The sequence below is a fragment of the Peribacillus sp. NPDC097295 genome, from assembly GCF_044761665.1.
Lineage (GTDB): Bacteria > Bacillota > Bacilli > Bacillales > DSM-1321 > Peribacillus.
On record NZ_JBIWCW010000006.1, the window covers coordinates 207,391 to 232,788 of the forward strand.

25 protein-coding genes and 1 pseudogene are annotated in these 25,398 nt (G+C 36.8%); 5 read left to right on the forward strand and 21 right to left on the reverse strand.

Annotated features, from left to right (window positions below; translation table 11 throughout):
* Nucleotides 1–129: 129 nt before the first annotated feature.
* Nucleotides 130–837: a cytochrome c biogenesis protein CcdA gene (locus tag ACIQXN_RS13125; protein WP_402967020.1), complete on the reverse strand. Its 708-nt coding sequence runs from the start codon at nt 835–837 to the stop codon at nt 130–132.
* Between the two features lie 207 nt (nt 838–1,044).
* On the opposite strand from ACIQXN_RS13125, the gene ACIQXN_RS13130 reads away from it, so the two are divergent.
* Nucleotides 1,045–1,221 (forward strand): Spo0E family sporulation regulatory protein-aspartic acid phosphatase, encoded by a 177-nt coding sequence (locus ACIQXN_RS13130; RefSeq protein WP_402967022.1) that lies wholly within the window; start codon nt 1,045–1,047, stop codon nt 1,219–1,221.
* Nucleotides 1,222–1,713: 492 nt separating this feature from the next.
* Here ACIQXN_RS13130 and ACIQXN_RS13135 read toward each other — a convergent pair whose 3' ends face one another.
* The 6 genes from ACIQXN_RS13135 to yneA form a co-directional block, all read right to left on the reverse strand.
* Nucleotides 1,714–1,929, reverse strand: coding sequence for a YneF family protein (locus ACIQXN_RS13135; RefSeq protein ID WP_402967024.1), 216 nt, complete (start codon nt 1,927–1,929; stop codon nt 1,714–1,716).
* A gap of 84 nt (nt 1,930–2,013) precedes the next feature.
* The gene (gene sirA / locus ACIQXN_RS13140) at nt 2,014–2,460 is read right to left on the reverse strand and encodes a sporulation inhibitor of replication protein SirA (protein WP_402967026.1); all 447 of its coding nucleotides are present in this window, start codon (nt 2,458–2,460) and stop codon (nt 2,014–2,016) included.
* Between the two features lie 265 nt (nt 2,461–2,725).
* Complete coding sequence (gene tkt, locus ACIQXN_RS13145) at nt 2,726–4,732, reverse strand: transketolase (RefSeq protein WP_402967028.1); 2,007 nt, start codon at nt 4,730–4,732, stop codon at nt 2,726–2,728.
* Nucleotides 4,733–4,962: 230 nt separating this feature from the next.
* Nucleotides 4,963–5,196, reverse strand: a complete 234-nt coding sequence (locus ACIQXN_RS13150) for a DUF896 domain-containing protein (protein WP_402967030.1) — start codon at nt 5,194–5,196, stop codon at nt 4,963–4,965.
* A gap of 66 nt (nt 5,197–5,262) precedes the next feature.
* Nucleotides 5,263–5,919: a YneB family resolvase-like protein gene (locus tag ACIQXN_RS13155; protein WP_402967032.1), complete on the reverse strand. Its 657-nt coding sequence runs from the start codon at nt 5,917–5,919 to the stop codon at nt 5,263–5,265.
* Between the two features lie 19 nt (nt 5,920–5,938).
* Nucleotides 5,939–6,250 (reverse strand): cell division suppressor protein YneA, encoded by a 312-nt coding sequence (yneA, locus tag ACIQXN_RS13160; RefSeq protein ID WP_402967034.1) that lies wholly within the window; start codon nt 6,248–6,250, stop codon nt 5,939–5,941.
* 159 nt (nt 6,251–6,409) lie between these two features.
* Between yneA and lexA the strand changes: the two genes are divergently transcribed.
* Together lexA and ACIQXN_RS13170 are read left to right on the forward strand one after the other, a co-directional pair.
* Nucleotides 6,410–7,033 carry a transcriptional repressor LexA gene (gene lexA / locus ACIQXN_RS13165; RefSeq protein WP_402967036.1) on the forward strand — a complete coding sequence of 208 codons (624 nt, stop codon included), beginning with the start codon at nt 6,410–6,412 and terminating at the stop codon, nt 7,031–7,033.
* Nucleotides 7,034–7,280: 247 nt separating this feature from the next.
* A complete protein-coding gene (locus ACIQXN_RS13170; RefSeq protein WP_402967038.1) occupies nt 7,281–7,568 on the forward strand; it encodes a hypothetical protein in 288 nt (95 codons plus the stop codon).
* A 143-nt stretch (nt 7,569–7,711) separates the two neighbouring features.
* Here ACIQXN_RS13170 and ACIQXN_RS13175 read toward each other — a convergent pair whose 3' ends face one another.
* Complete coding sequence (locus tag ACIQXN_RS13175; RefSeq protein WP_402875429.1) at nt 7,712–7,948, reverse strand: GlsB/YeaQ/YmgE family stress response membrane protein; 237 nt, start codon at nt 7,946–7,948, stop codon at nt 7,712–7,714.
* 795 nt (nt 7,949–8,743) lie between these two features.
* On the opposite strand from ACIQXN_RS13175, the gene ACIQXN_RS13180 reads away from it, so the two are divergent.
* Nucleotides 8,744–10,237: a peptide MFS transporter gene (locus tag ACIQXN_RS13180; protein WP_402967040.1), complete on the forward strand. Its 1,494-nt coding sequence runs from the start codon at nt 8,744–8,746 to the stop codon at nt 10,235–10,237.
* A 21-nt stretch (nt 10,238–10,258) separates the two neighbouring features.
* Here ACIQXN_RS13180 and ACIQXN_RS13185 read toward each other — a convergent pair whose 3' ends face one another.
* The 13 genes and pseudogenes from ACIQXN_RS13185 to ACIQXN_RS13245 form a co-directional block, all read right to left on the reverse strand.
* A complete protein-coding gene (locus ACIQXN_RS13185) occupies nt 10,259–10,906 on the reverse strand; it encodes a VanZ family protein (RefSeq protein ID WP_402967042.1) in 648 nt (215 codons plus the stop codon).
* A gap of 116 nt (nt 10,907–11,022) precedes the next feature.
* Nucleotides 11,023–11,625: a glucosaminidase domain-containing protein gene (locus ACIQXN_RS13190; RefSeq protein WP_402967044.1), complete on the reverse strand. Its 603-nt coding sequence runs from the start codon at nt 11,623–11,625 to the stop codon at nt 11,023–11,025.
* 531 nt (nt 11,626–12,156) lie between these two features.
* A complete protein-coding gene (locus tag ACIQXN_RS13195; RefSeq protein WP_402967046.1) occupies nt 12,157–13,482 on the reverse strand; it encodes an MFS transporter in 1,326 nt (441 codons plus the stop codon).
* A 228-nt stretch (nt 13,483–13,710) separates the two neighbouring features.
* On the reverse strand, nt 13,711–14,577 hold the full coding sequence (locus ACIQXN_RS13200; RefSeq protein WP_402967048.1) for an alpha/beta fold hydrolase: 867 nt from the start codon (nt 14,575–14,577) through the stop codon (nt 13,711–13,713).
* A gap of 280 nt (nt 14,578–14,857) precedes the next feature.
* A complete protein-coding gene (gene hpaD, locus ACIQXN_RS13205) occupies nt 14,858–15,817 on the reverse strand; it encodes a 3,4-dihydroxyphenylacetate 2,3-dioxygenase (protein ID WP_402967050.1) in 960 nt (319 codons plus the stop codon).
* Nucleotides 15,818–15,934: 117 nt separating this feature from the next.
* Complete coding sequence (gene dmpG / locus ACIQXN_RS13210; RefSeq protein WP_402967052.1) at nt 15,935–16,963, reverse strand: 4-hydroxy-2-oxovalerate aldolase; 1,029 nt, start codon at nt 16,961–16,963, stop codon at nt 15,935–15,937.
* A gap of 12 nt (nt 16,964–16,975) precedes the next feature.
* Nucleotides 16,976–17,860, reverse strand: a complete 885-nt coding sequence (locus ACIQXN_RS13215) for an acetaldehyde dehydrogenase (acetylating) (RefSeq protein WP_402967054.1) — start codon at nt 17,858–17,860, stop codon at nt 16,976–16,978.
* Between the two features lie 26 nt (nt 17,861–17,886).
* A complete protein-coding gene (locus tag ACIQXN_RS13220; RefSeq protein WP_402967056.1) occupies nt 17,887–18,684 on the reverse strand; it encodes a 2-keto-4-pentenoate hydratase in 798 nt (265 codons plus the stop codon).
* Nucleotides 18,685–18,870: 186 nt separating this feature from the next.
* Entirely contained in the window at nt 18,871–19,710 is an 840-nt protein-coding gene (locus tag ACIQXN_RS13225; protein ID WP_402967058.1) for an adenylyltransferase/cytidyltransferase family protein, read from the reverse strand.
* A 19-nt stretch (nt 19,711–19,729) separates the two neighbouring features.
* Entirely contained in the window at nt 19,730–20,209 is a 480-nt protein-coding gene (locus tag ACIQXN_RS13230; RefSeq protein WP_402967060.1) for a flavin reductase family protein, read from the reverse strand.
* 60 nt (nt 20,210–20,269) lie between these two features.
* Entirely contained in the window at nt 20,270–21,454 is a 1,185-nt protein-coding gene (locus ACIQXN_RS13235; protein ID WP_402967062.1) for an acyl-CoA dehydrogenase family protein, read from the reverse strand.
* A gap of 319 nt (nt 21,455–21,773) precedes the next feature.
* On the reverse strand, nt 21,774–23,657 hold the full coding sequence (locus ACIQXN_RS13240) for a XylR N-terminal domain-containing protein (RefSeq protein WP_402967064.1): 1,884 nt from the start codon (nt 23,655–23,657) through the stop codon (nt 21,774–21,776).
* A 129-nt stretch (nt 23,658–23,786) separates the two neighbouring features.
* Nucleotides 23,787–23,861, reverse strand: a pseudogene (locus ACIQXN_RS13245) (Spo0E family sporulation regulatory protein-aspartic acid phosphatase); the annotation flags it as partial.
* A 668-nt stretch (nt 23,862–24,529) separates the two neighbouring features.
* Here ACIQXN_RS13245 and ACIQXN_RS13250 point away from each other — a divergent pair.
* A complete protein-coding gene (locus tag ACIQXN_RS13250; protein WP_402967065.1) occupies nt 24,530–25,369 on the forward strand; it encodes a helix-turn-helix domain-containing protein in 840 nt (279 codons plus the stop codon).
* The last annotated feature ends 29 nt before the right edge of the window (nt 25,370–25,398 follow it).

Here is a 25,398-nt window from a genome sequence, read left to right on the forward strand (position 1 = left end):
ATATCTAACTTAAGTCCTAAAATCAACGAATTTTCCATAAAAATCAAAATAAAAACCATAAAAAAGCGACTAAAGACATAACAAAGAAACATTCTAATTGAAAAAATTATATTCTTCAAAATATGTGTACTAAAATCCAATAAATCCACCGAATAGTGTAGTTAGAACAGCAATGATTTTGGTCATCCAATCAAAAAATAAAATAATGCCCATAACAATCATTAAGTAACCACCGATTTTCATGATGTAACGACTGTATGTTTTTATCCACTTTAATTTACCTATAAAGAAAGATAAAACAAAAAACGGTATAGCAAACCCTAATACATAAGCAATCATATAGTTCATAGCAGCACTAGGGTTAGTGGCGCCTAGAGTCACAACCGTACCTAAAAGAGGGCCCGCACACGGTGTCCACCCAGCGGCGAAAGCTAGCCCGATCATTACGGAACCAATATAGCCACCAGGACGATTCTTGAATTCAAACCGACTATCTTTCATTAAAGACTCCGGTTGGAAGATTCCCACGATAAACAACCCGAATAGGATAATTAATATGGCACCAATTTGTCGAATTAAGTCCTGGTAATCCGAAAAGAAAGAACCTAGATATGTAGTACCGAACCCTAGCGCTATAAATACCAAAGAGAACCCAAGCAAAAAGAATAATGTGTGTAACATGCTCCTTCTTTGCAACATGGCATTATCCGATTTAATTTCTCCAACACTCATTCCAGTAATATAAGATAAAAAGGCAGGATATAACGGTAAGCAACATGGAGAAATAAAACTTAAAAACCCTGCTCCAAATGCTAAGAAAATATTAATTTCATTCAACGACTTTCACTCCTATGTAAGTCAACCTATAAACATTGTAACAAATAAGATAAAAAAATACATTTTTGGTATTAAAAATTTCAAAAAAATAATTATTTATACATATGATAAACTTATTTGATATCAATCCATCAAGCCTTTATAATTGTTATATTCATACATATTTTACAACAAACCCACTGCATCCGGATTCAGAAAGGAATAACTATGTCAAAAAGTAAAGAATGTCTTGAACAAATAGAATTAAAACGGAGTGAACTTATTACAATTGTCGCTCGAAACGGTTTGAGTTCTCACCTTGCAATCGAGCTTAGCCAACAGCTTGACCAATTATTAAACATGTATCATAAAAAGCACTATAAAGCTGGTACTGAACTAAGCTAATCCTCTTTTTAATGCTCATTTCATAAGCACCTTATTCCCCTATCACTTACATAATAAATAAAAGGAAACTTCACAAAACAAACTATATATAGCCATATATATTATATGGAAACCTTTATTTATTCCTATATTCCTCCTCACTTTTTTTGTTTAGTCCATTGAGACGTGACCCATGCTGTAATGGCAAGCAGAAAGAAGTATGAGAAAAGAACAGGGGAAGTTATTTGGGAAGCAAAAACGTTGCCATAACATTCGACTGTCACCTTTTATAAAGGAACTTTAGGTACTCTCCACCTCCTAGTATCCTCTACAACGCAAAAAACCCCTTCTCTGGTAGTTCCGTCAGAGAAAGAGGTTTCAGTTTAGTTTGATGAAAGAAAAAGCAAAAAAATTTATGATGAAAGATTCACTCTATAAGATTCTTATAATTTGCTTATCCTATAATGCCATAATCAATTGATAAAACCTAAAGCATAGCTTTTTTCATGCTAATTATTTTGTTTGTTGTTTATTCATAGCGCTCATCATTTGATTAATTTTCTTTTGGGACGGTTTCATACCCATTTGCATCATCATCATTTTCAACATTTGTTCGTTAATTGGCGGATTTTTCTTTAAGTAATCCATCATGTATTTACGAGCGATGAGAAATCCTAGCACTATACCTAAGATCAATGCTAGTACGCCAACTAGAATGTAAACCCACATACTATTTCCTCCTTCATGTTGTCTAACATCAGTGTACTAGACCAAAGATTATTATACAATACCCGCTAGCGAAAAGTCCCCCATTTAGACAAATTTTCTTTCTTTTATTGGTTTTAACCAGCCATATTTTTCATGGTCAAAATCAATGGCAAGAAAACCTGCTTCACATTTACGAATACATTCGAAGAAAGCAGTCTCCGCTTCATAGTCACCTTCAGCTTTGAGTATTATGGAATCGCCTTCAAAGGTTAAAGCTGCTTTACTTGTGCTTGTACCATTTGTTTTTTCTAAATAGTATTTACCGTTTTGCGACCAAAAATTCATTTTCTTCTTTAGCCGTTGTTCAATAACTCCCTGTAATTGGATTACTGGAACTGTTTTAGTAACATATTCAATTTGTTTTTGCAAAATACTCTTAAGCCTACCCTTTGCTTGAATATATTCTAAAAACAAATTGAAGAAAAGCTTCTCCCTGCCATAATAATGATGGGCAAATTCATCTTCAATCAAAAAAATCTGATAAGTTCTCATAAGCCTACCTCCCTAGGATTCCTATTTATGAACCAACATATTATTTAGTATTTGCCCTGAAACCTTATATGTGGCACATTGAAAAGATTAAATATTTATTCTTATTATATCTTGACAAATTAACAAGATATGTTGTTTACTGGAGAAATTTTCATCTTTTTTTGTCGAAAGGAAGATATTCCCTATGATAATTCAAATTTCTTCATTAAATATAAGAAAAAAACTGACACCAAATGAAATGGTGTCAGTCATTAACTAATCAATATTATTTTGCAAGCATTGCTTTTACGCGGGTCACGACATTTTCAACGGTAAAGCCGAACTCTTGCATGATTTTACCGCCTGGTGCTGAAGCTCCAAAATGATTAATGGCTAAAATTTCTCCTTCATCACCCGTATAACGATCCCATCCAAACGGTGAAGCCACTTCTATGGCCAGACGTTTTTTAACTGCCGGGTTAATTACACTTTGTTTGTATTCTTTTGACTGAGTTTCGAAGCGATCCCATGATGGCATGCTGATAACAGAGACATCAATTCCTTCTTCAGCCAAAGCTTTCTGTGCTTCAACAGCAAGGTTAACTTCAGAACCTGTAGCAAGCAGTAATGCATCCGCTACTTCTTTTTTAGAATTCGATATGACGTATGCACCCTTTACCACACCTTCATATGCTGTTTCAGAAGTATTTTTGATTGTTGGCAAACCTTGGCGTGTTAATACAAGTGCCGTCGGTTTATCTTTAGACTCCATAGCAACCTTCCAAGCTGCCGCTACTTCATTACCATCAGCAGGACGAATCACACCAAGGTTTGGCATGGCTCGTAACGAAGCTAGTTGTTCAATAGGCTCGTGTGTCGGTCCGTCTTCACCGACAGCAATACTGTCGTGAGTGAATACATACGTAACAGGAAGCCCCATTAAAGCTGCCATCCGGATAGCAGGACGCAAATAATCAGAGAATACGAAGAATGTTCCCCCATAAACCTTTATGCCACCGTGAAGCACCATTCCATTCATTGCTGCTCCCATAGCGAATTCACGTACACCAAACCAAATATTACGGCCACTGTAATTACCAGGTAATAAATCTGTAGCACCTTTGATAGACGTATTATTGGATCCTGCTAAATCGGCTGAACCCCCAATAAGACCTGGAAGTTTTTTCGCTAATGCATTCAGTACCTCTCCACTTGAAGCACGTGAAGCCAATGTCTTACCTTCTTCATAAACTGGAATTTCTTGATCCCAATCTGCAGGCAGTTCACCCTTGATAGCTAACTCCAGCTGTTCAGCAAGCTCTGGGTAAGCTTCTTTGTATTCACTAAATAATTTGTTCCATGCTTGTTCTTTTTTACTTCCTGCTTCGACACAAGACTCATTAAAGTGAGTATACACTTCATCTGGGACATAAAAATCTTCTTCGAAAGTCCATTTGTATGCATCTTTCGTCAGTTTCATTTCATCTGCACCTAGAGGCGCGCCATGGGCTGCAGACTTACCTGAACGATTGGGAGATCCGTACCCGATTACTGTCTTTACTTCAATTAATGTTGGGCGAGTATCGTCCGTTTTTGCTTCTTCAATGGCATTTGCGATTTGTTGTAGATCATTACCGTCTTCTACTCGCAGATATTGCCAGCCATACGCTTTGAAACGGTCAGCTACACTTTCACTAAATGATTGGCTCAAATCTCCATCAAGAGAAATATCGTTCGAATCATATAAAACGACAAGCCTTCCTAGTTGAAGGTGGCCAGCTAAAGAAGCTGCTTCAGCTGAAACGCCTTCCATTAAATCACCATCACCACAAATACTATATGTATAATGATCAACCACATTATAAGAGTCACGATTGTAGCTTTCAGCCAAGTGGCGTTCTGCCAAGGCCATACCTACAGCCATTGCAATTCCTTGACCAAGTGGTCCAGTGGTGGCGTCCACTCCAGCTGTATGTCCATACTCAGGATGTCCAGGAGTTTTACTGCCCCATTGACGGAAACTCTTTAAATCATCGATAGTCAATCCGTAACCTGATAAGTGAAGGAGGCTATATAAAAGCATAGAACCGTGTCCTGCCGATAGAACAAAACGGTCTCTATTGAACCATTCAGGATTTTTCGGGTTATGATTCATATATTCAGTCCACAGTTTATATGCCATGGGAGCGGCACCCATTGGCATGCCTGGATGACCGGAATTAGCCTTTTCAATTGCATCAATTGATAATGTACGAATGGTATTAATAGAAAGCGCATCTAATTTATCTAACATGTGTAAAACATCCCTTCCTGTAATGTACATCTTTATATTATCTTGACATGCTTAATATCACAACTAAAATAGACATTTCTTTCACAGCTATTTCAATTTTCTACTAATTAATGAATTACCATAGTTAGCTTGAACTTAAAAAGAGAATACATACATTGATGCATTCTCTTTTTTGCTTAATATTTCTTCAGATTGGACCAGATGAAGGGTTCCAAAATTTGACTTCAAAATTAATGCAAACCTTTTTTTTCTTTTATATTTTTAATTTTTTGAGGAGTGACATCATTGCCTTCAGGATCGACAACCTTAACATGTTCCAACGTATCAGCCATCGAACGCCTGAATGTTTCTAAGTATTCACTTCGCAAAGAAGTTTGTTCTTTCGCCTCTTCTACCGTTAAGCCGTCTCCCTTAGCCTTCTTAGAAAGTTCATTGATACGGGCGAGTTTTTCTTTTGATAACATAATTTCGCTCCTTCATATATATACGGATATTGACATGGTATAAAAAAAAAAGTGAAATTACAAGTTCTAAGATTGGTTTTCCTGTGTAATCTGATAATGTTCTAGAAATCTGCGGTTTACAGTAGCTTTCGATACGTCATAACCAAATCCTCTAAGCGTTGCAGCAATCTCTGCAAAGGTTAATCCATTCGAACGCAGTTTTATAATTTCTTCTATAGGTACTTCTTTACGCTCTCTACCAGTAGAATTTCTTTGGTTCTTCAAGTTTTTTTGGGGCCGGTAGCCGTTCCCAACCGCTCGAAGCATTCCTCGTTTAATTTTCAAGTTATGTAACTTTCGCTGATATTCTTCCACTATACCGACAATTTGGATAACCATGGCATCCGAATCCGATAGCTCTAATTCCCCATCATGTGAAAGTGTATAAATTTTAACCCCTTCTTTAAGAACAACATGAAACAAGGCGATTTTTGCATTTCCTCTTCCCAATCTCGTTTCATCTTGAATCAAAAGTACATCTGCCTCTTTTGCTTTAAAAAGATCAAGCATGTCAAATATCCCATCACGATTTAATTCGTAACCACTTGCCTGCTCCCTTATAACGGATACAATTTCCATACCCTTATTGTCCGCTAACTTCACTAATTCCTCTTCTTGCCTTGCAAGCGAAGTTTCCTGTGCTTCTTTTTCTGTACTTACCCGACAATAGATGACTGCTTTCATATGACCCTACCTTTACTACTTACTGCTTGCTAGCCAAACTTTGGACTACTTTTTCATTTTCAACTGGGATGACAATTATTTGACCAGCCTTAATAGCATCTGCTCTTACACCGTTATACTCTTCTATCCAACCAATGAATTCTTTTTTTGTCAATTCAGTCTGATCATATTTCTCGGAAATCTCCCATATGGTATCTCCTTCATTTACTTCAATTGAAAGGAAATTTTTATCTTGATTTTTGTCTAATGTGAAAGAAAATAAAATTGAAAAGATAAATACCAATCCTGCTAATAGAATCGTATACATATTATTTTTGTAAAAATCTTTCATCAATATCCCTCCATAGCGAATATACGTTCGTTTTTAATTTATAAATGAATTATAATACGAACGTTTGTTTCAGTCAACTGTGAAATTCGAACTTATGTTTGTATAGAGGAGGTAGCCATGCTATAATATAGCAAAGAATTATGGGGAAGAGGTGCACATATGACTAAACTATCAAAACGACAACAGGACATTCTTGATTTCATAAAAGATGAAGTTCGCCAAAAGGGTTATCCACCTTCCGTAAGAGAGATTGGCGAAGCTGTGGGACTTGCATCAAGTTCGACTGTCCATGGTCATTTATCTCGTTTGGAAAGCAAAGGCTTAATCAGACGCGACCCGACTAAGCCGAGGGCCATTGAGATTTTGAATATAGAAGAAGCTAATAATATACCAAAAACAAGCGTAGTTAACGTACCACTACTCGGAAAAGTAACAGCAGGCTTACCGATAACTGCCATTGAGAACATAGAAGAATACTTCCCACTTCCAGAAAGTATGGTTCCACATGATGATCATGTATTCATGCTGGAAATTATGGGGGAAAGTATGATTGAAGCAGGAATTCATGACGGTGATTATGTCATCGTAAAGCAACAAAGCAACGCCAACAATGGAGATATCGTCGTGGCCATGACGGAAGATGATGAAGCCACTGTAAAACGATTCTTTAAGGAACCGGATTACATACGGCTTCAGCCGGAAAACTCCAATATGGAGCCTATTATTCTAAGAGATGTTAAAATCCTTGGAAGGGTAATCGGTTTATATAGACAAATTCACTAAAAGCGCTATGCGCTTTTTTTTTGTTTTTATAATCTATGTATCTCGTCCATTTATATGACAGAAAGAATAGATGAATTTCAATAGAGTAGTAACTCGTTTACTTTAAAGCCTTTGAATTGATAGATTATGGTGTCTTTTACGCGAAAAATAATTCTAGGATTAAAAATAAAAAATATTAGGATGTATATTCCTTAAAGAACCGGTGAAATTAACCCAATACATATTTCCTTTCGAAAGTGGTGTTTCCATGGATTTCCCTACGATTCATACAAATTTTTGGGATGCAGTGATAGCCATTCCAACTATCATGATTTTAACCCAATTCATCAAAATTCTTTTTCCAATTCCCCGAAAATATATACCTTCCATGGCATTAGGACTTGGTTTAATCCTTTCCATTTTCGTTAGTCATCGGCATTACTTAATGACAGGGATTTTTATGGGGTGGTTTTATGGATACGCCAGCATTGGAAATTATGCAGCACTTAAGACAGCCATATTGTCTTATAGGGAATCTGATCATCATTCGAATTGATACTTAAAAATCTCTTCACAAAAAAAGCTGTCCAGCATTGTTGAACAGCTTTTTCAAACAATAATGGACAAATGCAACTCACATATTTCTTTCATCTGCACTGCGCTCCTGATCAATACATTTTATGATAGTTGACCAGCATTCTACCTCCATCTGGTGTTTCTCATAATTATTGACACGATAAACACGACAATTATAGCGCCCAACAAAGCGGGCACAATATAAAATCCTTCTGTTTCAGGTCCTATTGGTCCTAAAATTGCTGTACCAAGCCATGCTCCAACAAATCCAGCAATGATATTTCCAATAATTCCACCCGGCATATCCCTTCCCAAAATCAGACTTCCCAGCCATCCAATTATTCCACCAACAATTAACATCCATATCAGTTCCAAAGATATCCACCTCCCTTCCCTTAAATTTATGAATTTAATTTATCATTAGAACAGACCAACAAATAACGGAAATACTTCCTATCCTCTATGTATATGTTGGGCACATTCATTACCTACTGGAACTGGACGACAATATAAAAAGCCACCTTAAAGAGGCGGCTTATAAGTGCATTCATGCTTATGGAATAATTCTCCGTTACTAAATTATTCTCTTTAATATGAAGCTTTTCAATTTTAAAATTTTCCATATGGACGATTAAATAATGTTATATGGTTATAATAATAAAAGCAGCCAGATAACTGCAATTATCTGGCTGCACAACATGGTAAAAAAGAAAACAATCAAATTGCTTTCTATACTAGAATAAGTATTTTGTCTTTTTTTGTCGATAAGACAATTTAACTATTTTTTATTCTCTAATATCATTTAACTGTTATCCCTCTATTTCTAAATATATGGAATACAAATTTTCGCAAAGATGGCTGTATTACAGTGAATATAAATGTTCCATCTTATTCCATTGAACTATTTCATTGGATTATCTCATTTACATTTTGCGAAATGTCAAAAATATGAGTTTCCGAAACCAAATTATGAGAGTAAAATACCATCAATCATTTGAGGGGATTTTCATAATAAAAAGAGGTAAAATAGAACTATTTTTAACATAGGCACTAGTAATAATGCACCTCTTAAGAATTATTATTAAAATACACTAAATATTCTTTACAACCGATAAAAGAAAAGTTATTATACTATAATAAAAGGGAGTTGAATGTATGTCATCGATGAATAAACAGAAAATTTTGGATAGCATTCCTCAAAGAGGTTTTTTCGGAAACCCTAAAGGTCTATTCACTCTTTTCTTCACAGAATTTTGGGAGCGCTTTTCCTATTATGGAATGAAAGCCATTCTTGTATACTATATGTACTACGAGGTATCTAAAGGTGGATTAGGGCTTGATGAAAAAACGTCTCTTGCCATAGTATCCATTTACGGATCGTTAGTATATATGTCAGGGATTATCGGTGGCTGGTTAGCCGATAGGATTTTTGGGACAGCCAAAGCCGTCTTTTACGGTGGTATATTGATTATGCTGGGTCACATTGCACTGGCTATCCCCGGTAGCATTTCCATGTTTTTCGTTTCCATGGTACTAATCGTACTAGGAACAGGCCTTTTAAAACCAAATGTATCCAGCATTGTTGGCGATCTCTATGCTGAAGGCGATGACCGTCGAGATTCCGGTTTCAGCATATTCTACATGGGGATTAACACGGGTGCATTCATTGCTCCTCTAATTGTCGGAACAGTTGGAATGAAGTACAATTTCCACCTTGGTTTTGGTATAGCCGCAATTGGTATGTTCATAGGATTAATCGTCTTTATGGCTACAAAGAAAAAGAACTTAGGTCTTGCAGGAGTAGAGCCTGTCAATCCTTTAGACCCTATGGAAAGAAAATCCGTTTACACCAAGATTGGCCTAGCCATAATAATTATTGCAATCATCGGTGCCATCGCTATTGTTACAGGCACTTTAACACTAAATAGTTTTATCGGTCTTGTTGGTATTCTTGGAATTCTTATTCCTACTATGTATTTCATTGTCATGTATCGTAGTCCAAAAACAACTTCTGTTGAACGATCTCGTTTAATAGCCTATATTCCTTTATTTATAGCTGCTGTCATGTTCTGGGCAATCCAAGAACAAGGCTCAACTATTTTAGCGAATTATGCTGATAAACGGACTCAGTTAGAATTTGCTGGTTTCACCATTTCACCTGCATGGTTCCAATCCTTGAATCCGTTGTTCATTATTACATTAGCTCCAATATTCGCATGGTTATGGGTTAAATTAGGGAAACGCCAGCCAACCATCCCTCAAAAATTCTCGATTGGTTTATTCTTTGCTGGTTTATCTTTCTTAGTGATTTTGGTTCCATCGTATTTCGGAGGTGCCGGTTCCCTAGTTAGTCCATTATGGCTTGTACTTAGCTACTTCCTTGTAGTAATTGGAGAGCTTTGCTTGTCACCTGTTGGAATGTCAGCTACGACTAAACTTGCTCCATCGGCCTTCTCATCACAGATGATGAGCTTATGGTTCTTAGCTAATGCAGCAGCTCAGGCATTAAACGCTCAAATTGTTAGATTTTACTCAGAAAAAACAGAAATGGTTTATTTCGGAGTAATCGGTATTTCTTCTCTCGTTTTAGGATTTATCTTATTAGCAATCTCACCAAAGATACAATCCTTTATGAAAGGCTTAAGATAAACATAAAGCCAGCTTGTCGTATCATGGACAAGCTGGCTTTTCATTTTTTTTAGCGGTCATACATTGCACTCTGATTTTTGGGAGAATAACAATTATTTTCACGAACCAATGATACAGGAAATACCCCAAATATACCCCAGTTAGATTCAGAATAAGATCATCTATATCTAAACTTCCTCTTTTGAAAACATACTGACCAATTTCAATGCTTGAAATCAAGAAAAAAGGAATCAGGAATCTGTGCATAACAGTCATTTTTTTCCCTTGTCTGTATAGTAAGAACAGTCCAAGAGGAATGAATAACACGATATTCGCACTAAGGTTATAAAATGAAACAAGCCAATAAGAATCATTTGATAAATAAGCTAAAATTGTAGAAAAAGGAGTGAAATTATAAGTATGCTCCTGTCCTTTTGGGCGGAAGAATAGTAAGACTAATATAGAAACACTGTAACTAACCATTGTTATATGCCAACACCACCGCGGTAATGTAATGGATTCTCCCCTGATCCCCAAAACGATGAGTGCCACAAAGACAATGGTACAGAACCAAACAACCATAATCACCCATTGATTCAAGTATAAAAGAAGTTGAAGGAAAATCGGTAGTCCTGCAAAGAATAGCCCCTGTGACAATAGAAGAGAAAGCATTAGCGATTTTTTAGTCATATTGTTTCCTCCCCTTATACGCATACCTTTAGCTTTAAGGTTATCATGGTCAGATCTTTCATACGAAATTTTTTTATTAAAACTTTTAAGCTTTTTTCTATTTTCGCATAGAAAACCTATTTAACTCTTAATTTCTGTCCGATTTTTATAACATATTTATCGTTAAGGTAATTCCACCTTTTAATATCTGCAATTAAGCTATCATACTTTTTAGCTAGGAGTGAAACTGTGTCACCCGATACGACCATGTGATAGATTTCCACCTGATCCCACTCATGGAGCTTATATTTCTCTATTATTTCGATTAATTTGGCAGGGTAATTCACATCACCAGCATATCCGCTATCAAATAAAGCCTGCGCACCTTGCTTATAATCCTTGGCTTGTACGACTTTTAAATACCTCGGTTTTGTTAACATGTCTGCATGATCCTTAATGGATTCTGCAAATGAGGGATATTTTCGAAATGGAACAATAACGGGAATAGGATTTCCATTTCTATCAATATCCTTATCAGTCCCTAATATCGATTCGCCATTAAAGTCCCCTCTAATGCCGAATAAATTATTACCATTTATCGCTAGCGCACTCTTTCCCCATCCGGATTCCAATATTCCCTGGGCGATAATGAGACTTGGTAAGATATTCGTCCTTTCGAAGTCCGCTCTTGCAGGAATTCCTAATTTATTGATGAAATTTTGCTGTTCTATCGTTGCCATTAGTTGTTCTCCTCCTTGATTACAAATTTATGGACTAAGCTTATAACACTCATCAGTTTCGTTCCTAGATGGCAAACGTAAACAAGGTTGTCCTACCTTCAATATATTCAAACTCTTTTAAAATGACTGTACTGGAACCTACGATAGTATTTCTGTAGTATATAACCGGCATTTTTATATCTCTTCGCCTCTCCATCTAAGTAACTTAATAATCCAGCCTGTTTTTAGCCCGGATGTGCGTACTTTTATTTATCGATTATCTTAGTTCCAAGTATAACTACCTTTTAATAGCTACTAATCATTAATCCATCCCCCATTAAGCACGTTCCTTCTATATATAGGCATAATAAAAAGCCTTCCTTTTGTAAGGATGACTTATTTTTTCGTTAGTATTCTACTTTACTTATAATCACCTACTCTTTTATCCTAATAGCTTTAATTTCATTTAACTTCAATCTTTGTAGATCTTAATAAAGTACCTTATCCCATCCTTGTAAAAGAACGCTGGATATTTATCATTGTCAACCGTTCTTAACTTGGTATATTTTTGATTAACGCGGAAGATGTTTTTGATGTTTTTGATGTATTTTCAAGTTTCTTCGGGCGTACAGCAGCCCAAACCAGCCCGCCAAAAATAAGAAGAATCAATGCACATAGCTGAAATGAGTAATGAAAACCCGTCCTTGAATTTGAAGAATTTTCAATAAGAATCCCTGTGACGTATGGGCCAGCTATACCACCTAATGAAGTAAAGGCCATAAACCAACCTTGGATTTTTCCTTGGTGTTTTTTTGAAACGAGGTCCACTAATATTGCTGGACCTTGGACTAATGTAATACATCCAAACGTTAATCCAAGCGATAGGAACGTGATAGCCATGAAGTTAGAGCTTACCATCGTTCCAAGAAAGTAGCAGACCGCTCCCGCCAACATGACAGGTCCAAGAACAAACACACGAGCCCTGACAAAACTTTGAGTTTTACGATACCGACGATCGGAAATTGTCGAGAATACAATCTGCGAAATGGTAATGAGAATCCATGGTAACGCTACAACGATCTTTAATTGTTCTGCACTTAATTGGCGAACATTCTCGAGATAATTTGGTAGCCAGTTTAAACCAATAGTAAATGACCAATAGGTCGCAAAGCCACATAAAGCAATTAAGATGAAATTTTTAGAAAGCAATACAGATGAAAATTTTGATTCTGAGAGGTTAGAAGATGGATCAGAAGCGTTTTTTGTCGCCGATGATTCAACTATCGAATCACTTTTTTCTTTTACTAACCATAACCAAAAAACAATCCAAATTACACCCACGATTCCCGTGGTTACAAAAGCTGAACGCCATCCATAAGCTAAAATAAGATGCATTAAGATTGGGGCTGATATCGCTACTCCAAGAGGACCACCAATGGATACTAGCGTTAAGCCTATTCCAAGCTTTTCTTTAGGGAGCCATTTAGCAGCGGCAGTCATCGCTAAAGAATAGGAAGGTCCTTCCCCTGCCCCTAAAATGATTCTAGTAATTAACAAATACGAAAAGCTTGTCACAAACAAAGTTGAAAACTGAACGATAGACCAAATCGCTACCATACCAACTATCACTATTCTCGTTCCAATTCGATCAGCGAGTGCTCCACCTAAGACTGCTGATAAAGAATATAATAAGAAGAAAACACTGCCTACAACTCCCCATTGCTCCGGGGTCAATCCTAATTCCTTTATTATTGAAACGGAGGCAAATCCAATAATCGCCTTATCTGCATTACTGATAACCGTCAATAAGAATAAAAGTATGATCACTACCCACGCTGTTTTTGATACTCTAGCACTTTTTGCTTCCTTTTGAACCATAACCTAACCTCCCTCTTTTGATTTTTTTATTTAAGAGGCATAACGCTTGCATAATATGTTTTGAAAGTTTAATGGTGAAGTAGAATTGATGATATTTCTCCACCGCTTTTCGAGGACAGTGCTAGCTAGTTGAAACAATCGGGTTTTAAAAGCCCTCCCCCCCCACCTATGCTTCCTCTAAGCTTGGGAGGGGAAGTACTACCAGTTTATACGATTAAAAATCACATATTATCTTGCTGACACTATATCACTATTTTTCATTAGGAAGGTAGATAGCACACTATTAAAAGCTTCAGGTTTTTCCCATTGAGGCCAGTGTCCTGCATCTTGAATGACCATAAAATCACTATTTGGAATCATTTCCTGAAGAGGTTTTCCCTCTTCTACAGTTGAGGTAGGATCATGGCTCGTCCATGCTAACAAAGTAGGCACATTAATTTTTCCGCACCAAGATGGGTCCCAACTGTATTGTTTTCGCATTTCGATATCTTGAAGGCACACAATATGGTAAACAGCTTCTTGATAAGATGGTTGAGTGTAGATATTATACCGAGATTCTATTAGTTCTTCTGTTACCTGGCTTTTATCATACATTAACCATTCAAGTCTTGTTTTTACATTTTCATAGTTCGCTTCAACAACCGCCTTTATCGTTGATTCTTTTAGTTTTTGCATGACTTCAGGCTTGTTATTAACATTTCCTGGAGTGTTTAAAACCATAGCTTTCACATATTCCGGATGATTGGCTGCAAACCAAGCTGCTACCCAACCACCTAATGATTCACCTGAAAGAAACACTTTCGACAAACCTAATGACTGAATGACCCCTAATAAATGATCACTATAATAATCTATACCATAAGGTCTATTCGGTTTTTCTGTATAACCATGACCGACCATATCAATACAGATGACTCGAAATTGTTCACTTAAGCCTCTGATATTTTTTGCATAAGCTTCAATATGCCCCCCAGTACCATGGAGTAAAATTAGTGGATCACCCTTGCCAGCTTCCAAAACTCTTGTTCTAATTCCGTTAGCATCTATATAATGAAGTTTATATTCCAGATCAGCTAAGTCTGTCCACATTGTCATATCAATCTCTCCCTTTTCTAAAAACTATTAAATAACTGGGCCAATTAGCTATTCTATTAAGTAGAAACGAACCCCTCTTCCAGTAGAACTAGTAGCCTTCTTAGTATAATTATGTAAAGGTTACGTGCTCTACTGGCATGAAATTACTTTGCTTAGACAATTATCCATTTCTAAATAATTTAGTTAATTTTTCGCGTAGTTCTTGATTGATTAAAATTCCTAAACCACTCAAGATGGTATCAGGTACACTATTTATGAATTGTTGACTACCTTGATAAAATTATTTATGAACAGCAGATTTCATCCACTCTGAATTAACAGGAGTTGTCTCAAAGAAGCGTTCTGGTACGGTTGGCCCCCACCATAAACGACCGTTTTTCTCATAATCTTCTTGTGTCCAGCCAATTGGTGCTAAATCAGTATCTCTGTTATAATCTCCAGAGTAAATTTCTATACGATGTCCATCTGGGTCTCTTATATATAAGAAGAATGCATTCGATACTCCATGTCTTCCTGGACCGTATTCAACAGAATCTCTATACCCTGCGTCTGCTAACAAGTCAGCTGTTCTTACGACCCCAGCAACCCCATCTACTGTATAAGCAATATGGTGCAATGCTGTTTCTTTGTGTTTCACTAATGCTACATCGTGAGTAGCTGCGTTCGCACGAGTCCATGCCGCAAATTTTCCATCTTTCCCTTGTACATATTCTGAAATACTAAAACCAAGTACACCATTCCAGTATTCAAGCGCTTTATCCACATCAGGAACACGTAAATTCATGTGATCTATGCGAATAGGTGGAATTCCTCTATGAAGGTGAGTGTGACGCATTGGAAGTGCTTTCACACCACCACCTGGATTACTAACATCAATTTGCTCCATAGAATGATAGAATTCTACTGAATGTCCGTTTGGCTCAGCTACTTTTAAAGAAGGTCCTCTACCAGGATGTGGGCTATCTAGACAAAGTTCCGTTCTAATTCCTACTTCATCATGTTTTCTTTTTAATACCTCTAAATAATCAGGGGTTGAAACCCGTAATCCAAAGCTACCTAATGCTGCAACTGGTTTTTGAGTTAAGATCAACGTGTATTTATCAAATTCCTCTGTAGCTTTTAGATATAAGTTATTTTCCGTTCTTTCAACTTCTATAAAGCCTAATACATCCACATAAAATTCCTTGGATTTGTTTAAATCAGTTACAAAAAGTTCAATTTGCCCTAAACGTAAAATCATTTTTCGTCACTCCCGCATTCTATTATTTTTGTTTAATTGACAATCCAAAAATTACTCCATCATTTAACAGTCGTTCGTATAGGATGAAAACAAACTTACTATTCATCTATTAAAATATTAGTAAGTGATGGATGCTGTTCTTTTTTGAGCGATTTCCGCTGCTACATCTACTATCATATCTTCTTGACCGCCAACCACGTTACAGCGCCCCAATTCTATTAAAATATCACGTGAATCAATTTCATATTTTTTTGCTGCACGCTGAGCATGCAATAAGAAGCTAGAATACACACCTGCATACCCAAGTACAAGACTGTCTTTCGTAATTTCCTGTGGTTTTGGTAAGATAGGGGCCACAATATTCTCAGCAAGATCCATGATTTTATACAAATCTACGCCCGTTTGAATACCCATTCGATCCAAAACAGCAACCAGCACTTCTGTTTGCGTATTTCCAGCACCCGCGCCTAGACAGCGAATGCTTCCATCAACGCGTGTCGCCCCTGCTTCAATGGATGCAATCGTATTACCCATCGCAAGAGATAAATTATTGTGACCGTGAAATCCGATTTCAACTCCAATATGCTCTCTTAATGCTTTAATTCGCTCGGTTACTTGATGTGGCAAAAGCGCTCCAGCTGAATCAACCATATAAACAATATCCGCTCCATAGCTTTCCATAAGCTTAGCTTGTTCAACTAGCTTTGCAATCGGTGCCATATGGGACATCATCAAAAATCCAACTGTTTCAAGACCTAGATCTTTCGCTGCAGCAATATGTTGAGCTGATACATCAGCTTCGGTTACATGAGTTGCCACTCTTGCCATTTTCACACCAAGTTTTGCTGCCTGTTTTAATTCCTTTACCGTCCCGATTCCTGGCAGTAACAAAACCGCAATTTTCGATGTATCGCATACAGCAACAGCTGCCTCAATTAACTCAAGTTCATTAGTGCGGGAAAATCCATATTGCAGAGAAGAACCTGCAAGACCATCCCCATGCGTTACTTCAATATAAGGTACTTTAGCCTCATTTAACCCTTTTGCGATATTCAATATTTGTTCTACTGTATATTGATGCGCAACAGCATGACTTCCATCGCGTAATGCAACTTCTGTTAAGATAATTTCTCGTTTGTTTCCCAACATGATCCCTCCTTAGACTGATTCTTTAGCAAGTCTTTTTTTTGCTATTGTTTCAGCTACTCGCACGGCTGCTGCGGTCATAATATCAAGGTTACCTGAATATTTTGGCAAATAATCGCCTGCTCCTTCTACCTCGATAAGTACAGTTATTTTATTTCCTTCAATAATCGGTTCTGTTCGCAAGCGATAACCTGGTACATAAGATTGAACAGATTGGACCATCTCTTGAATCGATTGAATCACAGCTACTTCGTTCATACTGCCTTCTTCCACTAATACATGAACCGTATCGCGCATCAAAATCGGTGGTTCAGCTGGATTTAAGATAATGATGGCCTTCCCTTTTTTAGCACCGCCAATCTTTTCGATTCCTTTTGCTGTTGTTTCAGTAAATTCATCGATGTTCGCACGTGTTCCAGGACCTGCACTTTTACTTGAAATCGTTGCAACGATCTCTGCATAATCAACTGGACTAACACGGTTAATCGCATGAACAATGGGAATCGTTGCCTGCCCGCCACATGTTATTAAATTCACGTTATCTTTATCAATATGTTCTTCTAAATTGACAGATGTCACAATCAATTCACCCACTGCAGCTGGTGTTAAATCAAGGGCAATAATCCCCGCGTCCCGCAGCATTCTTGCATGACGGATATGTGCTTTTGCGGCAGTAGCATCAAATACGATTTCAACATCGTGTTCAGTTTCAAGAAAACCCTTTAACCCGGTATCAACCACGTGATACCCTTTTGCTTTAGCCCTTTGCAACCCCTCTGAGTCTGGGTCAATTCCAATCATCGTCGTTACTTCTAACTCGTTTGAACGCTCCAATTTCATCATCAGGTCTGTCCCGATATTTCCAGACCCTAGAACCGCTACTTTCACTTTAGACATCTTTTCCTCTCCTTACCAATTCATTATTACTTTTGAGAAAAACGAACACTGACTTCTCCTAAATGACCAAAGCGTGCTTGGAAATGATCCCCTGGAACTCCAATAACTGCGGCCGATAGAGCACCTGAAAGAATAACCTCTCCCTTCTTAAGCGTTATACCGTATTCAAACAATTTATTGGCCAGCCAAGCGACACAATTAGCTGGATGTCCAAGAGCCTCTACTCCTGCCCCTGAATTCATGATTTCACCATTTTTATAAAAAACCATTTCTTCTTGAACTAGGTCAATCTCATGAACAGAAAGAATTTTTCCTCCGAGTACATATAATCCTGAAGAAGCATTATCGGCAATCGTATCCTGCAATGTAATTTTCCAATCTTTAATTCTACTATCTACAATTTCTAAAGCAGGAACCACATAAGCAGTGGCATTCAGTACATCTTCGATCGTTACCCTTGGCCCTGTTAAGTCATCTTTTAATACAAAAGCAATTTCTGCTTCTACTTTTGGCTGCATCACTTTTTCTAATGAAATCTCGCCATCATTTTCAATTGCCATCCCATCTAGTAAATGACCATAATCCGGCTGATCCACTCCCAAAAGATTTTGCATGGCTTTTGAAGTTAATCCAATCTTCTTCCCTACTATTTTCTGACCTGCTTCTACTTTTTTCTGAATGGTTTTTAATTGAATATAATACGCCTCGTCCTGTGTCAGATCCGGGTCCAATTCAGTGAGAGGAGAGACTCCCTCTTGATTTTGTTCTGCCTGCTCCAGATATTGAGAATACTCGATACTTTTATCCGTATTGTTTAAACTCAAAGTCATCCTCCTGTTTAATCCATCCAGCCTGATTAACACTGCTGGTTGAAGTTTCTAAAATTCGTCTCTAAAGCGCTTTCTTTTTAACCTCTTTCGATTACGGAGTCACTCATGAAAACTTGAATTAACCTATTTTTCATTTTCCGAAATTCCTAAAATAATCCATTTTTCCACCGTTTGACCCACTTAATAGCTTAGTACTCTCTCGTCATGTATTTGAACCTTTTCTTCCGGGATATGGCGATGCCACACAATGGATAGTCTCCCTTCCATGAATGGGGGAATCTCTATCACACATTTTAGAGATTGAACTCCTTGCTTCTTCATTACGATCACTTCTGTTTGCATTGATTTCATCTCATTTTTCAACGTAACAGCATAGCGACCGGAGGCAGGGAGCGTATAATACGGGAGAAGTTCAAATGAATTTCCGTCCCAGTCACATTTTACTTCGTAGGATCTTCCTAGAAGATCATACAACTCATTTACATCCCCTTTTAACAGTTTTTCGCGTATACAAGTTGAACTAATCTTTTCGCCATGGTGTTCTACTTTTTCTACCTTCGTTACATCAACAATACCTCTGGAGTCGTTTTTTAGCCGATCCATATGTCCAGCACCCTTGCATCCATATGAAAAGTCAAAACCTGCAACTGCATGAACACTTCCGAGATTGATCAAGTAACTGGCGACAAACTGTCCTGGCGAAAGAGCAGCAAATTCTTCATCGAATGTAACAATATAAAACGTATCGACCCCAAGTTTACGAAGTCGTTCCTCTTTTTCACCTAACGGCATCAAATAGTTTACTTGTTCTTTTCCACACGATAATACAGTTTTCGGATGGGGGAAGAAGCTCATAAGCGCTAACGATATATTTCTTGTTTTCGCCTTCTGTAAAGCTGTTTCGATCACTTTACAATGTCCAAGATGGAGACCGTCAAAACATCCAAGAGCCATAACATTCGGTCTAGCCTTTTCCTGCCAAGTGGCCAAATTTTCTCGGTTCAAATAAATCGTTTCCATACAGTCTCCTCCCATGTCACTATACGATTACAGGTTGCGCTTCTGACAATGAACGGTATCGTCCGCTATAGAAAATAAGCGGTTCAGATTCTTCTAAATGAATATCGGTCACTTTACCAATAATCAGCGTATGATCACCTTCGACATGTTCCACCGATACTTCACAGGCAATTTGTGCCACTGCACCCGGGATCACTGGTTTCCCATCAAGACGGTCAAACACAACTTCCTGTTGTTCCTTTTTCTGCCCAGCAAAAACCATCGATAACTCCTGTTGATTGTCAGCAAGAATATTGACTGTAAACGTTTTGCTCCGTTTAATCTTTCCGAGCATTTGTGCTTTTTCAGCAAGTGAGATGACCACTAGATTCGGGTCGAGTGATACGGACATGAAAGCATTTGCAGTCATTCCATGCTCCACGCCATCCACTTCTGTTACAATTACCGTTACGCCTGTTACGAATTTACCCATTGCATTACGAAATTGACGATCATCCATTCTCAGAACCTCCTGGTTTTTGAATTAGATATTCTATTATCCAATCACTAACTGCCCTTTTTATCCCCTAACTTCTCCATCAAATCCAAATAGTTCCTTACCGTAAGCAGCTACTGAATCTTCATATAATGATGTTTTATGAGTGGCTACGGATAAGATATCCCTTATAAACAATTCCATTGTACCGCCCTTATAGAGAGCAGCACCTCCAAGTGTTGAAAGAGCTCTTACCGCGATATCCGTACAGATTTTGATTATTTTCGTCCTAATTGCAAAGAATTCTGCTAATCCGGTTTCCGCACCATCTTTTTCATAGTTTTCTAATAAACGAATATATTGTTCCATCAATCCTTCTGCAGCGTGAAATTCCGTTGTTATTTCAGCTAGAACTCTTTGGCTGCGAGGTGACTCACTTTCCCGTATTCCGTCCATTAATCGAACACGGTTTTCGGTAAGCTTCTTAAATTCTGAGAGGATACGCTCTGCACCGCCAAGTGCCATGTTTGGAAATCCGAGATAAAAAGCAGGGTAAAATGGAACATGGTATAAAGGATATTCCTTATCATAGTCTTCCTCTGGTGGTTTTCGTTTTGATTCAGCATCCTTTAACCGTAAAATACGTTCCATGGGAACATATACATTATCCACAATCACTTGGTTACTTCCAGAACCTCTAAGCCCAAATGTATCCCAATTTTCCACAATTTGAATTTCTGATGCTCGTAAAATCGGCAAAGCAACCTCTGGTTTTATACTATCGGGAAATTGCATTTCAACCCCAAGCCCTATCCAATCACAATATAGGACACCGCTCGCAAAATTCCACTTTCCACTAATCCGGTACCCATCACCATCTCTTTCTGCTTTTCCAATTGCAGCAAATACATCGCAAATTAATCCACCTTGATTCACTATTTCATCTCTGCCTTTTTCCGGAAGATAAGAGGGCAAAATATTATGGAGAGGGTAAAGATATGCCAACCAAGCCGCGGAAATGTTATAATTGGCAACCTTACGGACAACCTTTGCAAACGTTTTTAAATCGATTTGAGGTCCACCGTATTTCTTAGGTAGCATTAATCTAGAAATTTGTGTTTCTTTCATTAGATTGATAACATTCTCAGAAATCGTCGCATTTTTCTCTGCTTCCTGCGCTTCTTGTTCCGCTAGTTTCCCAACTTTTTCGGCTCCTGCTAATATCTGTTCAACTGTCATATATTCTTCTTTTAGTGCCATGTTTCCCATATCTTCACCTCATTTGTTTATTTTTCATTCCTTGACGGCTTCTTATTTTTTATAATGAAAAGGAAAAGTGATTGAACTAATGAATTAAATATTTGATACCGCTTACATTCACGTGTTTCAAGCTCTCTATTACTTGTAACCGTCTAAATACAGTGTAATGTTTTTAAAATATTCAGACTAGAACAAAAACTGTTCATAAAATTCCTTTTTATAGCATTTTGTTGTCCATCTATAAACAGCGGATGAAGTTATTTCTCAAAAAAACAAGAAAGACCAACCAGTTAAAAACTGGATGGTCTCTCTTGTATTAATGAACTTTTTATTCGAGATCTAATTCACCTAAAGCAATTAAGGATTTTATAATCAGTAATAATTGATGCGTTTCATTCGAATCTCGGAGATCTTTTTCTAGCAAACTTTCTATCTTATTAATCCTATGCCGCAACCCACTCATTGATAGTGATAGATCACTCATAGTTTGCTCCAGTTTTCCACCATTTAACAAGAAAGAATATAACGTTTTAATAAGTTCGATTGTTTTTGGTTCCTTCAGGTCATATAAAGGTCCGAGTTCCTGCTCGGCGATCATTTTAATTCCGTTTCTATTATTCGAGTTAATCAGCACCCCAACGATTCCTAATGTTTGGAATGGAACAATTTTCTTCTTTATCGTTAGTCGTAAGGCAATTGTTGCTTCCTCATAATATTTTGATGCATTCTTAATATCATCACCCACATTACTAATTCCAAACTTAAATTCACCTTGTGGATATTTTTGCATCATAAATTCATGAAATTCTTTGATCATATTATAAATTGTGGAATTTCGGACGGTATCGTTCGTAATAAATAAGATGATCTTTCCATCATGTTGACTTACTAATATATTATGGTTTTTTTCAGTAAAGTAGCGAAAAGCAATTTCGAAAATTTGTTCCTGGAAAAGAAATTCTTTTTCAATAGAACTTTGTGTATTCTTATATTCCATTACCGTTATATAATAAGGCTGCTCAAGGTCTAGACCAGCATATTTTCCTCTTTTGATTAGTTCACTAGCAGGGAACTGTGAATCTAATATTTGTTCTAAGAAATTTCCTTTCATTCTCTCAAAAGTTTCATACTTAGTCTTCTCATTTAATAGAATAAGAGAAGCCGCATTTGCAAAACGATCTAAAAGTAAATAATCTTCTTCTTGTTTATCATTTTTTATGTCTTCATAAATAAAAGAACAATATCCTAAAACTTCCTTTTGTACAAGAATAGGAGTAATGAGACGTTCTTGTATAGTGGTTTTCAATGCTTTTTTCCTAAATACTCTTGGATTCCTATCTTTTCTTTCTAACATATTTTTTGATTCGTTTTCTTGAATATATTGTTCCAGATCCGCGTTTAGTTCCAAATATTTCTCTTTAGATAAACCCGAATAGGTAATGGTTTGAAAATCTATATCTTCAATCATGATCGGAATTTGAACGATGTCATATACCATATTGGCTATCGTTTGCAAATCACTTCCTCGAGCTATCTCTTCCGTTAACTTTTTTTGAAAATTGGCTAATCGTGTAATGAAATTCTTTTGCTCAAGCAATTGTTCATATGTATACTCTAATTCCTTCAATATAGGTGTTTCATTATAAAAAGGCTGTTCATCTTTCTGTAGTTCACTTTCCCATTCTTTTTGTGTCCTTAAGATCCAGCGGCATGCTGAATCTCCCTTTCCCACACATGCTATTTCTTTAGCCATAAGTGGTTCCCCGCTTACGGTTGACATAAAACCACTTGAATAACCAATAAGTGTATGACAAACAGGAGTTTTAGATAGGCCAATTCGTTTAATATGCTCGGCTGCCTCATAAGAATCAATCCAAGTACCAGTTGCATGATAAGATATAATTGTTTGGTCTTCATCCAACTCAACATTGCATTCATGCTTAAAACCACTGATTTGACCGTTTTTAACATGAAGAATAGGTCCAACTTTGATTAATGATTCTAACGATATATCAGTTTTCAAAGCCTCTTTGGCTTCACTAACGCCCGTTTCCCAACCATAATGAAAAAGAAAACCTTTAAGTCTCTCTATTCCTATGTTCCTAACCAGTTGCTCTCGAAGAATCCCAAAAGCCGAAGAGGGTATTAAAATTTTGCGTTCGTTCATAACTAAATTATGGTTATAACTCTCTTCAGAAATTTTAATTTCCAATTTAACACTTCCTATTTTTTGTAATTTATAGAATTATGTGATTAAGACGATGGAAGCTTGTACAAACCTCTTTTTAAAAAACTTTTATCGAGTGGAGTGTAAGCGCAATCATTTTTGATTTAAATTGTATCATGTGAGGCGTAATCCATTCAGGAGGTGATCTAACTGTTGACTTGCATAAATTATTTCTGGGGAAGTTAGCCCATGCTACCTTCAAAAAAGATCATTTCTTCTCTTTTTTTTCTCAATTGAATCATATGAACTTTGCATCATTGTATTATTAACTCATTCAGTTAACTATTATACATAAAATTACTAATAAAATAAATTTATTCCATCTTATTTACTAATTTGTAAATTTTTGATGCATCTATAAACAAAATTCTGTCTTGAAAATAGGTATTTAAAAAGTAAGCATAAATATAAAGTATTCACCCACAAAATAAAAACCCTCAACGCTTAGAGCGTCAAGGGTTCAAATAATTAATACGTGCTCATATATTGTTCGCGTTCCCAAGGGTGAACTTGCGTGCGGAACATATTCTATAGAAGTAAAACGGATAAAAACATATTAAATATGCTTAATTATCGTGATTTCCCAAATGAATATAATCATTATAAATCAAAATCCATCTAACTTTTATGGGCAATCCATGGGCAATTATATGGGCAGATATTAATTATAAAAAACAAAAGAGCACAGCGTGTATAAGTAGTGCTACCAACACTCTTATACCGTCCGCCTACTCTCGATAGGCAAACACTTGCTGTACCCTAGATGTAGTTTAATACATTTTGGGTTTCTTCGCAACGGTTTGCTAATCATTGGTGAATCGTTGCTTTTTTGTTTCCTAAAAGGAGACGAATAATTAATGAAGAAACGTATCGATGTAATAGCAAATGACGAATCATATAACAACCTATCATCTTTCACAGAAAGAGAAGAAATGAATAAAGCAGTCCGTGTGTACAGAGACATTATTCGTACGTCTATTAAACGTGCAGATGTACAAGCTAGACTTATTGCATTACTGGAAGTTCTTAAACGCCACAGCTGTAAGCAAATCGGTGTGAGCTACATGTGTAAAAATACGATCGCAGAAAAGCTAAAACTATCTTATAAAACAGTACAACGCCTAATGCAGAAACTAGTGGATCTAGGCATGATCAAGCAGATACCTATGAAGCGTAAAAAAGATATGATGCAAACAGCTAATGCTATCATCATCCAACCTGTAAATGAAGAAGTGACCGACAAGACCCCTGTGAAAGTGGACAAGAAGTGTCCTACCATTAAAACAACTACTAGTTCCTTAAAACAAAATATTAAAAGATATAAAGAACGTAACAACGCCCCTTCTCTTTCTCATGTGGATAAATCTGTTGATAACCTACTCAAAGCAAACTTTGTAGCTGCATGGGTACCAGATAACTTTGCTAACCTAGCAAGTGCTTTTTATCATGAAGCTAAAACGATTCAAGAATTTTGGAAGGTCGTTAAGCAATGCAACAGAGTTATAAACCATTCCACAGGATCCAGAGCATTTAACAAGTCTCAGGAAATACAAATTGGTAACAGAGTATTCAAGGAGTTTGCTATGAAAGTTAAAGCTGGAACTAAAATGATTAAGGGGCAGTTTGCATACTTCAACGGGATTGTGAACAAATTGATGACAAAGTTTTATTTTGACGAGGATTTTATTGCAGAATAATCATTTACAGTACAGAAGCTATAAATAGA